We start from the raw sequence: 15,763 nt of genomic DNA, 5'->3' as shown, positions 1-15,763 counted from the left end.
CTTAGAGAGCGTCAATGTTTCAACGCCCTCCTCGTCTTAATTTTTCTAATTTTTCTGTAACTTCCTCACTAAATATCGTCCGCATAGCCGGTTGTGTTTCTTTCGTTTTCTTCGTTTCATGACGTACGGTTCGTTCCATCGCCTGAACTTCTATCTCTAACTCGCGCGCTGATTTACGCAGAGCACCTTGTCCAAAAATAGCCCACTGCTCTGTGTAATCAGACGTCGCAACATAAATACGTGTATTAATATTACGTAGTTCAATTGCGAGCTGCTCAATTTTCTCATCGGCTGTTTGGTTCTTTCTTGTGAAAATTACGTCAACGCGCGCTTGCTTCATCTTCTTTTCGATTCCATAAACAGAATATGCATCAAATACAATCATAACTTTCGTGCCTGTATACCCTTGATAATCTGCCATTTTATCAATAAGTAAGTCGCGTGAAGCCTGCAAGTCTACATCCCTTAGCTTTCTCAAATCTACCCAAGCCCCAATAATGTTGTAGCCATCAACGATTAAAATATCATTCATTCTTACTTACCGATTGGATGACGTTTCCGATACACTTCATACATTAACAAACTAGCAGCAACTGAAGCATTTAAGGATGTAACTTTACCAACCATTGGCAAATGAATTAGGAAGTCACATTTCTCACCAATAAGGCGACTCATGCCTTTCCCCTCACTACCAATCACTAAGCCAATTGGCATTTTTCCATCTAAATGACGATAGTCATCTTTTCCTTTTGCATCCGTACCTGCAATCCAAAGCCCACGTTCTTTTAACTCATCAATCGTTCTCGATAAATTTGTCACACGAGCTACTGGAACATACTCAATCGCTCCCGTCGAAGCCTTTGCAACTGCTGCTGTTAAACCAACCGCCCTGCGCTTTGGAATAATAATACCGTGAGCTCCTACCGCATCTGCCGTACGCATAATAGAACCTAAGTTGTGCGGATCTTCAATCTCGTCAAGAATTAAAAAGAAAGGATCTTCATTTCGCTTAGCTGCTACTGCAAATAAATCTTCTAAGTCTGCATATTCATATGCTGCCACTTGTGCAATTACACCTTGGTGATTCCCCTCTACAAGTTGATCTAATTTTTTCTTCGGCGCATTTTGTACTAAAATTTTGTTTTCTTTCGCTAATGCAAGTACAATTTGCACCTGTCCTTTCATAGCACCTTCCGCAATCCAAATCTTATTAATATCACGACCTGATCTCAGCGCTTCAATTACAGGGTTACGACCAATAATATATTCACTATTCACGCTCACGCGCCTCCTTCCTTATTCTCTAATACACGAATCGCTTCAAATACAATCTCTTCCATTCGCGTTTGATGATTTAATAAATAATGATATCCAATCAAAGCTTCAAAAGCAGTACTATGTCGATACGTTTGTACATCCGTATTTTTCGGAACAGAACCTGATTTTGCATTACGTCCTCTTCTTAATACAGCTTCCTCTTCTTCATTAAGAAATGATGTCTCTAATAAATGATAAACAACTTTTGCTTGCGCCTTTGCAGAAACAAAGCTTGTACTCAAACGATGTAGTTGGTTTGGACGAACTGTTCCTTTTTGAAGCAGGTGATAACGGATATATTGTTCATATACCGCATCACCCATATACGCTAACGCTAAGCTATTCAATTGCTTTGCATCAATCATGTTTAACCTCTTTTCCATCTTGTACCTTGTGGTGTATCTTCCAAAATAATGTTACGCTCTTTTAACTCATCACGAATTTGATCAGATAATGCAAAATCGCGATTTTTACGAGCCTCAATACGTTTTTGGATTAATACTTCAATTTCCTCGTCAAGCAATTCTTCTTTCGTTAATTCTAATCCTAAAATTCCAAACAGCGTTTCAAATTGCTTCATATATGCCTCAATTACCACTTTTGATGTATGCTCTTCTAATAAATATTGATTTGCATGATTTGCTAAGTTGTATAACTCTGTTATGGCATTTGCCGTATTAAAGTCATCATCCATTGCCTTTTCAAATGCAGCCTGGAATTTATCCATCTCAGCTAACCACTTCTCATTGTGATCTGTTAAATCTGTACTACTTTCCATACGATGCTTTAAGTTACCATAAGCTGTTTTAATACGATCTAATCCGTTACTTGTATGTTGCAATAATTCTTCACTAAAATTAATCGGGTGACGATAATGCACAGATAACATAAAGAATCGGATTAACTGTGGATCATACTGTTTAATAATATCGTGAACTAAAATAAAGTTCCCTAACGACTTAGACATTTTTTCATTGTCAATATTAATATATCCATTATGCATCCAGTAACGTGCAAATGTTTTCCCAGTCAATGCTTCTGATTGGGCAATTTCATTTTCATGATGCGGGAATGTTAAATCCTGACCACCAGCATGAATATCGATTGTATCACCTAAATATTTACGTGCCATTGCAGAGCATTCAATATGCCATCCTGGACGCCCTTTCCCCCAAGGGCTCTCCCAGAAGATTTCTCCTTCTTTCGCTGCTTTCCATAACGCAAAGTCAAGTGGATCGTGTTTCTTTTCGCCAACTTCAATACGTGCACCATGACGCAAATCTGCAATTGGCTGATGTGATAATTTACCGTAACCTTCAAATTCCTTTGTTCTGTAATAAACATCGCCTTCAGATTCATATGCATAACCTTTATTCACAAGTTCCTGAATAAACTCAATAATGATATCCATATTTTCTGTTACACGCGGATGAACTGTCGCATGTTTGCAACCTAGTGCCGTTACATCTTCAAAGTATGCTTCAACAAAGCGATCTGCAATTGTTGGAACATCTTCTCCTAGCTCATTCGCCGCTTTAATTAATTTATCATCTACATCAGTAAAGTTAGAAACATATTGTACATCGTACCCTTTATGTTCTAAATAACGACGTACTGTGTCGAATACCATAGGTGGTCTTGCATTCCCAATATGGATGTAGTTGTATACAGTTGGTCCGCATACATACATTTTCACTTTGTTTTCTTCTAATGGAATAAACGCTTCTTTTTGACGCGTTAACGTATTATAAATGTGAATAGTCATTTTTATCCGCCCTTTCTATTTTCAATATTAGTTGTTTTTTCAATTGTTCAAGCTCTTCTTCCATCGCTTTCAACTTATCAAAAATCGGATCTGGAAGATCACAATGATTTAATTCCTGACCTACTTTTACGCCATTTTGAATCACGACACGACCAGGAATGCCTACAACTGTAGAATGCGCAGGCACTTCTTTCAGCACAACTGAACCAGCACCAATTTTAGAATTTTCTCCAACTGTGATCGATCCAAGCACTTTCGCACCTGTTGCAATTAACACATTATCTTTAATCGTTGGATGACGTTTCCCCTTCTCTTTTCCTGTACCACCTAACGTAACGCCTTGATAAATCGTCACATTATCTCCAATTTCACACGTTTCTCCAATTACAACCCCCATACCATGATCGATAAAAAACTTACGACCGATTGTTGCCCCTGGATGAATTTCAATACCTGTAAAAAAACGACTCATTTGCGAGATAACACGTGCAAAAAAGAAAAATTTTCGTTTATAAAAGGCGTGCGCAATACGATGTGCCCAAATTGCATGCAATCCAGAGTAAGTTAAAGTCACTTCGATATAACTTCTCGCCGCCGGATCCTGTTCAAAGACGACTTCAATATCCTCCCGAAGCCTCTTAAACATCGGTGTTCCCCCTTTTTTGTTTAAAGTGAAACTTCCCCCATACCTTTAATGTATAGAAAAAGGCGCCTCTGTCTATAGACAGAGACGCCTTACTAGCGCGGTTCCACTCTGTTTAGGCCTAAAAAGACCTCAAACTCATACATGATAACGGTTTATACCGCTTCTGCTTACTTTACATCATTATGACGTTTCTCGAAATATATTCGTTGTTCAGCAGAAGACTCAAAGGGGCACTTCAAAAATCCACTTTTAAACCACTTCCAGCCAAATGGTGGTTTTCTCTGTGAAAAGCATGATTTTCTACTTCTCCTTCTCGTCGCTTTTGTTTATTTCGTTTTGAAGTATTTTTATTATATTTCTAAATCCGTAAAATGTTAACCAATTACTTTACGAACACGATTTAAAACTTTTTCTTTTCCAAGAAGTGCAATTGCATTCGGAAGCTCTGGTCCGTGTGTTTGACCAGTTGTCGCAACACGAATTGGCATGAACAAGCCTTTTCCTTTTTGACCAGTTTGCTTTTGAACAGCTTTAATCGCTGATTTAACTGTTGCAGGCTCTACTTCTTCTAATGCTTCTAACTCTGCTGCAAACACGCGAAGAACTTCTGGTACTTGTTCGCCCTTCAATACCTCTTGTCCTTCTTCTTCATAATCCACATGATCTTTAAAGAACATATCAGATAGCTCAACAATTTCAGCCCCGAAGCTCATTTGATCATGATATAACGCAATCATATCGCGAATCCAAGCTAATTCTTGTTCACTTGCATTTTCACTTACACGACCAGCTTTCACTAAATGCGGTAAGCTTAATTCGACAACGCGATCTAAGTCTTGCTTTTTCATATATTGGTTGTTCATCCATTTTAATTTTTGCGAATCGAATAACGCTGGTGATTTCGATAAACGAGCTGCATCGAACATTTCAATAAACTCATCCTTAGAGAAGATTTCCTCTTCCCCTACTGGTGACCAACCTAATAATGCAATAAAGTTAAAAATTGCTTCTGGAAGATATCCTAGCGCTTCATATTGTTCAATAAATTGAATAATAGATTCGTCGCGTTTACTTAACTTTTTACGACTTTCATTCACAATCAACGTCATATGACCAAATTGGGGTACATCCCAACCAAATGCTTCATAAATCATCATTTGTTTTGGTGTATTCGAAATATGGTCATCACCACGAAGAACATGAGAGATTTCCATAAAATGATCATCTGCCGCTACTGCAAAGTTATAAGTTGGAATACCATCTTTCTTCACAATAACAAAATCACCGAAATCATTTGAGTTAAAGGATACTTCACCTTTTACGATATCATTAAAAACATATTCACGGTTTTCAGGTACACGGAAACGAATACTCGGAATGCGTCCTTCTTCCTCGAATTGTTTTACTTGTTCTTCTGTTAGTTCACGGTGATTACCTGCATAACGAGGTGTTTCACCACGAGCGATTTGCCCTTCACGTTCTGCTTCTAATTCTTCTTCAGTCATATAGCATTTATAAGCTAAACCACGCTCAAGTAAATCTTCATATAACTTTTTATAAATATCCAAACGCTCCATTTGACGGTACGGGCCGTATTCACCACCAACATCGACGCTCTCATCCCAGTCCATGCCAAGCCATTTTAAGTATGTTAATTGGCTTTCTTCGCCGCCAGCAATATTACGCTTTATGTCTGTATCTTCAATACGGATAATAAATTTTCCGTTTTGACTACGAGCGAATAAATAGTTAAATAATGCCGTACGTGCATTTCCGATATGTAAGTGTCCTGTTGGACTTGGCGCATAGCGCACTCTCACTTGCTTTTCCATAATTGGTACACCTTCCATTCTTAATGTCAACAGATTCCTTAATTGTACACCAAAAAAATATGATTATCCATCTTACGAATTAAAAACAACTATTTTTTCTGTAATAATACAATAGCTTGTGAAGCAATTCCTTCTTCTCGTCCTGTAAAACCTAATTTTTCTGTTGTCGTTGCTTTTACATTAACATTCTCGATATCTGTTTGCAGCAGCTCACTAATTCTCACACGCATACTTTCAATGTGCGGTGCCATTTTTGGCTTTTGAGCAATAATTGTACAATCTAAGTTTCCAAGTACATATCCTTGTTCTGTAACAAACTCCCATACTTTTTGCAAAAGCACAGCCGAGTCCGCATCTTTAAATGCAGGATCTGTATCTGGAAAGTGCTTACCGATATCTCCCGCAGCGATTGCCCCTAAACAAGCATCTGCAATCGTATGTAAAAGAACATCAGCATCAGAGTGTCCAAGTAATCCTTTCTCATATGGAATTGTAATCCCACCAATAATTAATGGTCTTCCTTCTGCAAATGCATGAACATCAAAACCTTGTCCAATTCGAAACATTTCCAATTCCTCCTCAAACTACACTAGTAAACTTTATCCCGCTATTTACGGGTAATATCACTCGCACGGACATATAAAGGTCCGCTCGCTGAAATTTCCACTTTATATATAGAAAAGCTCGGTAGCTACCGAGCTTTTCTATTATAACATCGCTACTGTATTTGCAAAACGCGCAAGAAGCTTTCAGCAATCACTAAATCTTCAGGTGTTGTCACCTTAATATTGTAATAGCTTCCTTCTACAACTCCTACCTCCTTAGAAAGACGCTCTACCAAGCTGGCATCGTCAGTCCCAAGAAAATCCACTTGTTTTGCACTCTCATGCGCATCTAACAAAATAGGAACATAAAACCCTTGTGGTGTTTGAACCGCTCGCAGTGGGGAACGTTCTACTGTTTCAACAACAGCATCATGCATCACTTTTTTAATTGTATCTTTCACAGGTACTGCACAAATAGAAGCACCTTTTTCTTTCGCCATTTGTAATACATCTTCAATCATCTTTTTCGTTACAAACGGACGTGCCCCGTCGTGGACAAGTACATACTCTACCTCTCTTACATGCATAAGAGCATGATATACACTATCCTGACGCTCATTTCCGCCTTGAACAAATTGGATATCTTTTTGAATATGGTAAGTTTGAAGAAGTTCTTCAAAATAAGAACGCTCTCTCTCATTAATCGCTAAAATAATCTGTCTACATTGTTCATCTTTTTCAAAAGCCCGTAATGTATGAATAATAATGGGGACATCATCAAGTTGCAAGAATAACTTATTTTTTCCCGCACCCATACGCTTACCTTGTCCTGCTGCTGGAATAATTAATGTATACATCGTCTTAGACCTCTACTTATAACGCTTTCTCTAACAATTTACGCTTGGCAAAGATCATACGACCTGCAGATGTTTGCAATACACTTGTAACAAGTACATCAATTTGCGAACCAACATGCTCTCTACCATCTTCGACAACGATCATTGTACCGTCATCTAAATAAGCAACACCTTGATTTTGCTCTTTCCCATCTTTCACGACATATACCCTTAACTCTTCACCTGGAAGTACAACTGGCTTAATGGCATTTGCTAAATCATTAATATTTAAAACGGTCACGCCTTGCAATTCAGAAACTTTATTTAAGTTAAAATCATTCGTAACAACAGTTCCACCAGTTAATTTCGCTAGTTTCACAAGCTTACTATCGACTTCTTGAATGTCTTCGAAATCACCTTCATAAATTTCTACTGGGGTAGGTAACTCTTTTTGAATACGATTTAAAATATCCAAACCTCTTCGTCCGCGATTACGCTTTAACGCATCCGAAGAATCAGCAATATGCTGTAATTCTTCTAACACAAATTGCGGAATGACAATTGTTCCTTCCAAAAACTTTGTTTGGCAAATGTCCGCAATACGCCCATCAATAATAACACTAGTATCCAATATTTTCCATCCGGAAGTTAGCGTTTCTACTTCCTCATTTTCATTGCTTGTATTCTTTTTCTTGCCTCCGCGTTGTGGCAATGTAAACAATCCTAACAATTCATTTCTCTTTTTAAACCCTACTTGGAATCCTAAGTAACCAAGTAATAGTGTGAAAAAGATTTGCAATACTGTACTAATGACTTGAATGGTAATTTCGCGAATCGGAATCAAAATCAAATACGCAACAATTAGCCCTGAAATTAACCCTAATGTTCCAAATAAAACATCTGTAACAGGTGCTTTTACAAGCGATTCCTCAATATGTTTAATAAGCTGAACAATATAATCTACAAGCCAAAATGTTGTTAAAAATAAAATGATTGCACCAATAATTGCACGAATATAAGAACCTTCAAGCCAAGGTACTGCACCTACACCCAACATATCAATCACTTTTGGAATAAGAAAAATCCCTAGTGCTCCTCCAATAACTAAAAAGAAAAGCTGTACGATTCGTTTTAACATTCAACCACCTCCTACTCATTATTAACCATTACTTCGCCACTCAAAACCTCGAGTGCAAAAGTGGACGTGTTTTTTTCATGATTTGTTTTATTTACCAATATATCATATCATATATAAAAAATCTTTGAGTGTCGTTATATTATGAAACCAATGTAATATTCTTAATTGTGTCTGCTCATATACAAGTGTTCTTGAATTCGTTTTAAACCCTCTCGTATTTTTTTCGCCCGCACTTCTCCAATTCCTTCCACATCATCCAAATCTGCAATTGTTGCACGGCAAATTCCTTGTAAATTCTTAAAACGATTAATTAGGTTTTCGATAATAAGAGGTGGAACTCTAGAAATCTTACTTGCAATTCGATACCCTCGCGGTGTAATGCTTTCTTCTAGTTTCATTTGTCCAGAATATCCGAGCAGTTTTACTAAATCGCTATCTTCTAGAAGTTGGGCATTCGCAAGCTCTTGTAACCTTTTTAAAATTTGATAGTGATCCTGTGTTTTTTCATGATAATAGTCTTTAATTAATAGTGCAGCTTCTGCTTCTACGTCAGCAAGCACTTCTGTTAACTGCAAACGAATAAGTCTTCCTTCTGTTCCTAACTCATGAATGTAACTAAAGATTTCATTTTTAATACGCAGCATCATCTCAACGCTATGCAATACATGTACAACTTCAGACATCGTAACGACTTCTTCAAATTCCAAAATACCAAGGTTTGTTATTCCTTCATTCCATACAGCCTTATACTTTTCTAATGTTTGAATTGCCTGATTTGCTTTTGTTAAAATAACCCCAATATCTTTTAATGTGTAACGTAAATTACCTTGATATAAGGTAATTACATTTCGTCTTTGTGAAATGGCCACAACAAGACTATTTGTTTGCTTCGCCACTCGCTCTGCTGTTCGGTGACGCATACCTGTTTCAATGGAGTCAATAGTTGGATCCGGAACTAACTGTCCATTCGCAATTAAGATTTTACTCCCCGTTTCATTTAAAATCAGGGCTCCATCCATTTTTGCTAGTTCGTATAGACTAGCAGGCGAAAAGGCACAATTAATATGAAATCCTCCATCAACAATACCTTTAATTTGTTCGTTGTATCCAAGTACAATAAGACCACCCGTTTGTGCACGAAGCACATTATCAATTCCTTCTCTTAGTGGTGTCCCCGGTGCAACAAGCTGCAAAATATTAATAATACTTTTAGAACGTTGCTTGTTTTCTTCCATATCTTATCCTCCTAGTGCAAATCGAAGAGCCTCTCCTATATTCGATACGCCAACTACTTCAATCCCTTCCGGAATCGTCCATCCACCTAAATTTTTCCTTGGGATAATTACACGTTGAAACCCTAATTTTGCCGCTTCTTGTACACGCTGTTCAATACGAGAGACGCGGCGAACTTCTCCAGTTAAACCAACTTCACCAATAACGGCATCGCCTGGGGAAGTCGTTTTATCACGAAAACTTGATGCGATGCTTATTGCAACTGCTAAATCCACTGCAGGCTCATCTAACTTGATTCCCCCAGCAACTTTTAAATAAGCATCTTGGTTTTGGAGCAATAACCCCGCTCTTTTTTCTAGCACTGCCATAATAAGAGAGACACGATTATGATCAACTCCCGTTGCCATTCTTCGTGGATTTCCGAAACTTGTAGGAGAAATTAATGCTTGTATTTCTACTAAAACAGGTCTTGTTCCTTCCATAGAGGCAACAACCGTTGAACCCGCAACACCCACAGGTCTTTCTTCTAGAAAGATTTCAGAAGGATTTAACACCTCTGAAAGACCAAGTTCCTTCATTTCAAAAATTCCCATCTCATTAGTTGAACCGAAACGATTTTTTACTGCTCGTAAAATTCGGTATGTATGATGACGATCCCCTTCAAAATAAAGAACAGCATCCACCATATGTTCTAACATACGAGGACCGGCAATAGCTCCTTCTTTCGTTACATGCCCTACAATAAAAATAGGAATTCCTTTTGTTTTGGCAAGCTTCATCAATTCCGCTGTACATTCACGTACTTGTGCGACACTTCCCGGTGCTGAAGTTACTTCCGGTAAATGAATTGTTTGAATAGAATCAATTACGACAAATGACGGATTCACCTCATCTATATATACTGCAATTCGTTGTAAATCAGTTTCTGACACAACAAATAAATTATCTCCATTTACATGAAGGCGATCTGCTCGAAGTTTAATTTGTTTTGCAGATTCCTCACCCGATATGTATAAGACATCGTAAGCACGGTCTGCTAGTTGTGACGATATTTGCAATAACAATGTCGATTTCCCAATACCGGGGTCTCCCCCTATGAGTACGAGAGAGCCATCTACAATTCCTCCTCCAAGAACCCGATTGAATTCTTGAAAATTCGTTTCAATACGCGCTTCTGTTTTCGTTTCCACTTCTTTCAAGCGCCGAGGCTTTGTTGCTTCCGTTTGAATTGCATTTGCATAATTAAGCCGACGTGACGATACAACTGGTTCCATCTCCTCAACTAGGGTATTCCACTGTCCACATCCTGGACACTTTCCCATGTACTTCGGTGACTGATAACCACATTCTTGACATATAAATTTTGTTTTCTTTTTAGCCATCGTTTTTTACACTTCACTTTCATGTGTAACAAAAATATTTCCTTCTCGTACAAGAAAGAGGGCTATCCTTTAGCCCCCTTTTTGTTTGTCTATACTTATTTTACCTTTTCTGCACTACGAATGACAAATGTTTCCCCTTCTGTATCAAAAACAACTTTTTGACCTTTCTCAACAACTCCTTTAAGAAGCTCTTCCGATAATCGATCTTCAACATGTTTTTGAATAGCACGGCGTAGTGGACGCGCTCCATACTCTGGGTCAAATCCTTTATCAGCAATCGCTTCAATTGCCGCATCTGTTAACTCTAAATCAATCTCTTGTTCTTTTAAACGTTTAACTAACTGTTCTACCATAAGAATAACAATTTCTTTAATATGTTTCTTCTCTAATGTATGGAAAACAATAATTTCATCAATGCGGTTTAAGAATTCAGGGCGGAATGCTTTTTTCAACTCATCCATTACTTTACCCTTCATATCTGCATAATCACGACTTTCATCTTGTACATTAAATCCAAGATGTTTATTTCGTTTTAATGCATCTGCACCGACGTTAGAAGTCATAATCACAATTGTATTACGGAAATCGACTGTACGGCCCTTTGAATCAGTTAAACGACCATCTTCTAGTACCTGCAGTAAAATATTGAATACATCTGGATGCGCTTTTTCTACCTCGTCAAGTAAGACAACAGAGTATGGTTTTCGACGAACCTTTTCTGTTAGTTGGCCACCTTCTTCGTATCCAACATATCCTGGAGGAGAACCAACTAAACGAGAAGTAGAGTGTTTCTCCATGTACTCCGACATGTCGATACGAATCATTGCATCCTCATCACCAAACATTGATTCCGCTAATGCGCGTGCAAGTTCCGTTTTACCAACGCCAGTTGGTCCTAAGAAAATAAAAGAACCGATTGGACGTTTTGGATCTTTTAAACCTGCTCGCGCGCGGCGAACTGCTTTTGCAACTGCAACAACAGCTTCATCCTGCCCAATTAAACGATCATGTAAAATATTTTCCAAGTTCAATAATTTGTCTGTTTCTGTTTGAGCTAGCTTAGAGACTGGGATTCGCGTCCATGTTGAAACAACATTTGCAATATCTTCTACTGTTACTTCTGAGTTCTCTTTACCCTGCTGCTCTTTCCATTGACGCTTTGTATCCTCTAATTTCTCACGTAGACGTTGTTCCATATCACGTAAAGAAGCTGCTTTCTCAAATTCCTGACTTTGCACTGCTGCATCTTTTTCTTTTCTTACCTCTTCTAGTTTCAATTCAAGCTCTTTTAAATCTGGTGGTGTTGTATAAGAGCGTAAACGAACCTTTGAAGCAGCTTCATCAATTAGGTCAATTGCTTTATCAGGTAGGAAACGATCTGTAATGTAACGATCAGATAATTTTACAGCGGCATCAATCGCAGCATCTGAGATAGAAACGCGATGATGAGCTTCATAACGGTCACGTAATCCTTTTAAAATTTGGATTGATTCTTCTAGACTTGGTTCATCCACTTGGATCGGTTGAAAACGTCGCTCTAATGCCGCATCTTTTTCAATATATTTACGATACTCATCTAGTGTTGTTGCACCAATACATTGCAGTTCCCCACGCGCTAGTGATGGTTTCAAAATATTTGATGCATCAATTGCTCCTTCTGCACCGCCCGCACCTATTAATGTATGAAGCTCATCAATGAATAAAATAATATTACCTGCTTGGCGAATTTCATCCATGACTTTCTTTAAGCGGTCTTCAAACTCACCGCGATATTTCGTACCAGCAACTACAGTCCCCATATCTAATGTCATAACACGCTTATCACGTAAAGTTTCTGGAACTTCATTGTTTACAATTTGTTGTGCTAACCCTTCAGCAATCGCAGTTTTACCAACACCAGGTTCTCCAATTAATACAGGGTTATTTTTTGTTCTTCTACTTAATACTTCAATTACACGTTGAATCTCTTTGCTGCGACCAATCACGGGATCTAAACGCCCTTCACGAGCTACAACTGTTAAATCGCGAGCTAAGCTATCAAGTGTCGGTGTATTTGCATTAGCAGAACCACCACCTTGATGGCCAGACGCAGTCTCATTACTACCGAGAAGCTGCAATACTTGTTGGCGTGCTTTATTTAAACTTACACCTAAATTATTTAAAACACGGGCTGCAACCCCTTCTCCTTCACGAATAAGACCAAGTAGAATATGCTCCGTTCCTACGTAAGAATGACCCAGCTTACGTGCTTCATCCATCGACAACTCTATTACTTTTTTCGCGCGTGGCGTATAGTGAACGGTTTGAGACATCTCTGTACCACGCCCAATTAGCGCCTCTACTTCCTTTTGAACTTTCTCCGGGCTTAATCCAAGTGCGACCAATGCTTTCGCAGCAATTCCTTCTCCTTCTCGTACAAGACCGAGTAAAATATGCTCTGTACCGATATTATTATGACCAATGCGAATTGCTTCTTCTTGGGATAACGCTAATACTTTTTGTGCTCGCTCTGTAAATCTTCCAAACATCATATAAATCACACTCCTACTTCGCTCGATTTTGTTCAATTTGTAATCTTTCACGAATAAGTGCTGCTCTGCGATAATCTCTTTCATCAGGCTGCAGTGGGCCACCAGCATATTGCTGCAAAATTCCTGGCTGTGTAAGTACCATTAACTCTGTTAAAATATTTCTGGATATATTTTCGATATACCCAAGATCAATGCCAAGTCGCACATCCGATAAGCATGTTGCAGCCTCAGCAGATTCAATTAAGCGGCTATTTGCCAATACACCATAAGAACGATATACCTTATCTTCAAGCTCTACGCTTGAATTTTTCATGATAGATTCCCTCGCTGTTCGCTCTTGTTGAATAAGTTGCTGAACAACACTTTTTAAATCTTCTACAATATCTCCTTCAGTTTTTCCTAATGTCATTTGATTCGAAAGTTGGAATATATTACCTAGCACTTCACTACCTTCACCATATATTCCTCTTACCACTAAACCAAGTTGATTAATTGCTTGAACGATACGATTCATTTGTCCTGTTAACACAAGAGCGGGCAAATGTATCATCACTGAAGCTCGTAAACCCGTTCCTATATTTGTAGGACAACTCGTTAAATAACCAACTTGTTCATCAAATGCGTATTCAACCTGACTTTCTATCCAATCATCAATTCGATTTGCACTATATAGCGCTTCTGATAACTGTAATCCCGGAAATAAACATTGAATTCGAATATGATCTTCTTCATTAAGCATAATGCTTATTTGTTCATTTTCAGATAATAAACAAGCACCATATTCTGTTCCCACTAAATCTGGACTTACAAGGTGCTTTTCTACCAATACTCTGCGCTGCAACGGCTGAATGCTATTCATTTGTAACAGTTCAAATATCCCAAAAGGTTCGACCGTTTGATTAGCAAACCTTTCTTGAAATACTTTAATCATTTGCTCCGCTTCTTCATTTGTTAACATAGTCGGAAATTGGTAATCTCGTAAATTCCGAGCCAATCGAACACGACTGCTTAAAACAATATCGGAATCAGGACCATCTTCCCTCATCCACGGGCTAATCGCTTCGTTCATAATACGATCGAGTGACATAGAACTATTCCCCCTCTCTATGCTCACGAAGCTGATTTTCTACACTGCGAATTTTATCGCGTAATTCTGCAGCCTGTTCAAACTCTTCTTGTTGTATGCATTCCTGCAATTTTAGTTTTAACTCATCTAATTCTTTTTTCAGATGAATATTTCCTTCTATATGGTTAGGAATTTTCCCATTATGACTTGTGTACCCGCCATGAAGACGCTTTAGCATCGGTTGTAATTGTTCTTTAAATGTTTCATAACAAGAAGAACAACCGAATCTACCGATTTTTGCAAATTGAGAATACGTCATATTACATTTCGAACATTGCAGCGGATCCGTATTCGAAAAGCCATTTGTTTTTTTCTCAGGTGCGGGTTCTTCAACATGCAGTAAACCTGCTAATAAATTATGAAATGAAAAACTAGACTTGTTTGATTGAAAGAAAGACGTATATCCATTTTCTTGTGCACACTGCTCGCAAAGATGAATCTCCGTCTTTTCTCCATTCATTACTTTTGTAAAATGTAGCGTTGCTGATCGTGAATTACAGTTTTGACAAATCAACGTATTTCCCCACCTTTACAATAGGAACGAATTATGAATTTATAACCTTATTCGTTCAACTAACCTTTAGGAGATAAATTATTCCTAAAAGAAGTTTTACTTATACTTCAGTGTTCTAAGCATCGCTCGGAGCATACGTGCTCGCAATTCATCTCGAAGTGGTAAGTCTGTTAGTAATACAGATCGATCTAACACACTAAACATGAGCTTCGCTTCCCTGCTTGTAACAATGCCTTCTTCAGCTAAACGCCTTATTATACTCTCGGCGCTTGACTGAGCAATACTATACTGAACTATTTGTACCATTTGATCAATAATGTCTATATCATCATGCAATTTGACTTTTATAATGCGAATGTAACCTCCGCCACCTCGTTTACTCTCCACTACAAATCCTCTTTCTAGCGTAAAACGAGTATTAATAACGTAGTTAATTTGAGATGGCACGCAATCAAACTTATCAGCAATTTCGCTTCTTTTAATTTCAATTGCATTATTATTACTTAAGTCAATAACTTGCTTTAGATATTGTTCAATAATATCAGATATATTTCTCATTTATCCTCCACCTTTATTGACTTTGACTATCTTTGACTTTAATTATATACGTATTAAAAAATTTTGCAACTCTTTTGCTTCCTTCTCTATCCTATCCATATTTTTTCCTGCTTAATCAACCGTTCTTTATTTTATGAATAAAGAATGTAAAGTTTCCTATGAAGATTTTCAATTTAGTTTTTGCAGGATAAAAAACACAAAAAAGACGAGTCCACTGACTCGTCTTTCGTTTGCCTGGCAACGTCCTACTCTCACAGGGACAAAGTCCCAACTACCATCGGCGCTAGAGAGCTTAACTTCCGTGTTCGGTATGGGAACGGGTGTGACCTCTCTGCCATCA

The 15,763-nt window shown here is 38.1% G+C and carries 15 protein-coding genes, 1 rRNA gene and 1 other annotated feature; all 16 genes read right to left on the bottom strand.

Features of this window, described 5'->3' with window-relative positions:
• Positions 1–19 precede the first annotated feature (19 nt).
• Complete coding sequence (locus MR076_RS21440; RefSeq protein WP_242224035.1) at positions 20–532, bottom strand: NYN domain-containing protein; 513 nt, start codon at positions 530–532, stop codon at positions 20–22.
• 2 nt (positions 533–534) lie between these two features.
• The gene (gene rlmB, locus MR076_RS21435) at positions 535–1,278 is read right to left on the bottom strand and encodes a 23S rRNA (guanosine(2251)-2'-O)-methyltransferase RlmB (protein WP_242224033.1); all 744 of its coding nucleotides are present in this window, start codon (positions 1,276–1,278) and stop codon (positions 535–537) included.
• A gap of 2 nt (positions 1,279–1,280) precedes the next feature.
• Positions 1,281–1,682, bottom strand: a complete 402-nt coding sequence (locus MR076_RS21430) for a Mini-ribonuclease 3 (RefSeq protein ID WP_242224031.1) — start codon at positions 1,680–1,682, stop codon at positions 1,281–1,283.
• 2 nt (positions 1,683–1,684) lie between these two features.
• Positions 1,685–3,082: a cysteine--tRNA ligase gene (cysS, locus tag MR076_RS21425; protein WP_242224029.1), complete on the bottom strand. Its 1,398-nt coding sequence runs from the start codon at positions 3,080–3,082 to the stop codon at positions 1,685–1,687.
• Positions 3,063–3,728 (bottom strand): serine O-acetyltransferase, encoded by a 666-nt coding sequence (gene cysE, locus MR076_RS21420; RefSeq protein ID WP_242224026.1) that lies wholly within the window; start codon positions 3,726–3,728, stop codon positions 3,063–3,065. Before cysE ends, cysS begins: the two co-directional genes overlap by 20 nt.
• Before the next feature lie 77 nt (positions 3,729–3,805).
• Positions 3,806–4,054 (bottom strand) — a binding site (T-box leader).
• Positions 4,055–4,102: 48 nt separating this feature from the next.
• Entirely contained in the window at positions 4,103–5,560 is a 1,458-nt protein-coding gene (gene gltX / locus MR076_RS21415; protein ID WP_242224024.1) for a glutamate--tRNA ligase, read from the bottom strand.
• An 89-nt stretch (positions 5,561–5,649) separates the two neighbouring features.
• Complete coding sequence (gene ispF / locus MR076_RS21410; RefSeq protein ID WP_090918607.1) at positions 5,650–6,126, bottom strand: 2-C-methyl-D-erythritol 2,4-cyclodiphosphate synthase; 477 nt, start codon at positions 6,124–6,126, stop codon at positions 5,650–5,652.
• A gap of 152 nt (positions 6,127–6,278) precedes the next feature.
• The gene (gene ispD / locus MR076_RS21405; protein ID WP_242224022.1) at positions 6,279–6,962 is read right to left on the bottom strand and encodes a 2-C-methyl-D-erythritol 4-phosphate cytidylyltransferase; all 684 of its coding nucleotides are present in this window, start codon (positions 6,960–6,962) and stop codon (positions 6,279–6,281) included.
• 16 nt (positions 6,963–6,978) lie between these two features.
• Positions 6,979–8,079: a PIN/TRAM domain-containing protein gene (locus MR076_RS21400; protein WP_242224020.1), complete on the bottom strand. Its 1,101-nt coding sequence runs from the start codon at positions 8,077–8,079 to the stop codon at positions 6,979–6,981.
• Between the two features lie 161 nt (positions 8,080–8,240).
• Entirely contained in the window at positions 8,241–9,314 is a 1,074-nt protein-coding gene (gene disA, locus MR076_RS21395) for a DNA integrity scanning diadenylate cyclase DisA (protein WP_242224018.1), read from the bottom strand.
• Positions 9,315–9,317: 3 nt separating this feature from the next.
• Complete coding sequence (radA, locus tag MR076_RS21390) at positions 9,318–10,694, bottom strand: DNA repair protein RadA (protein ID WP_242224016.1); 1,377 nt, start codon at positions 10,692–10,694, stop codon at positions 9,318–9,320.
• A 95-nt stretch (positions 10,695–10,789) separates the two neighbouring features.
• Positions 10,790–13,225 (bottom strand): ATP-dependent protease ATP-binding subunit ClpC, encoded by a 2,436-nt coding sequence (clpC, locus tag MR076_RS21385; protein ID WP_242224014.1) that lies wholly within the window; start codon positions 13,223–13,225, stop codon positions 10,790–10,792.
• Between the two features lie 13 nt (positions 13,226–13,238).
• Positions 13,239–14,312, bottom strand: coding sequence for a protein-arginine kinase McsB (locus tag MR076_RS21380; protein ID WP_242224012.1), 1,074 nt, complete (start codon positions 14,310–14,312; stop codon positions 13,239–13,241).
• A 4-nt stretch (positions 14,313–14,316) separates the two neighbouring features.
• Positions 14,317–14,865 (bottom strand): protein-arginine kinase activator protein McsA, encoded by a 549-nt coding sequence (locus MR076_RS21375; protein ID WP_242224010.1) that lies wholly within the window; start codon positions 14,863–14,865, stop codon positions 14,317–14,319.
• Positions 14,866–14,961: 96 nt separating this feature from the next.
• Positions 14,962–15,423, bottom strand: a complete 462-nt coding sequence (locus tag MR076_RS21370) for a CtsR family transcriptional regulator (protein WP_242224008.1) — start codon at positions 15,421–15,423, stop codon at positions 14,962–14,964.
• Positions 15,424–15,655: 232 nt separating this feature from the next.
• A 5S ribosomal RNA gene (gene rrf / locus MR076_RS21365) occupies positions 15,656–15,763 on the bottom strand; the annotation flags it as partial.

This window comes from Bacillus cereus group sp. BfR-BA-01380, assembly GCF_022663535.1.
Classification (GTDB): domain Bacteria; phylum Bacillota; class Bacilli; order Bacillales; family Bacillaceae_G; genus Bacillus_A; species Bacillus_A cereus_BB.
The sequence above is the reverse complement of the archived record's forward strand: the minus strand, read 5'-3'. Positions and strand labels throughout refer to the sequence as shown.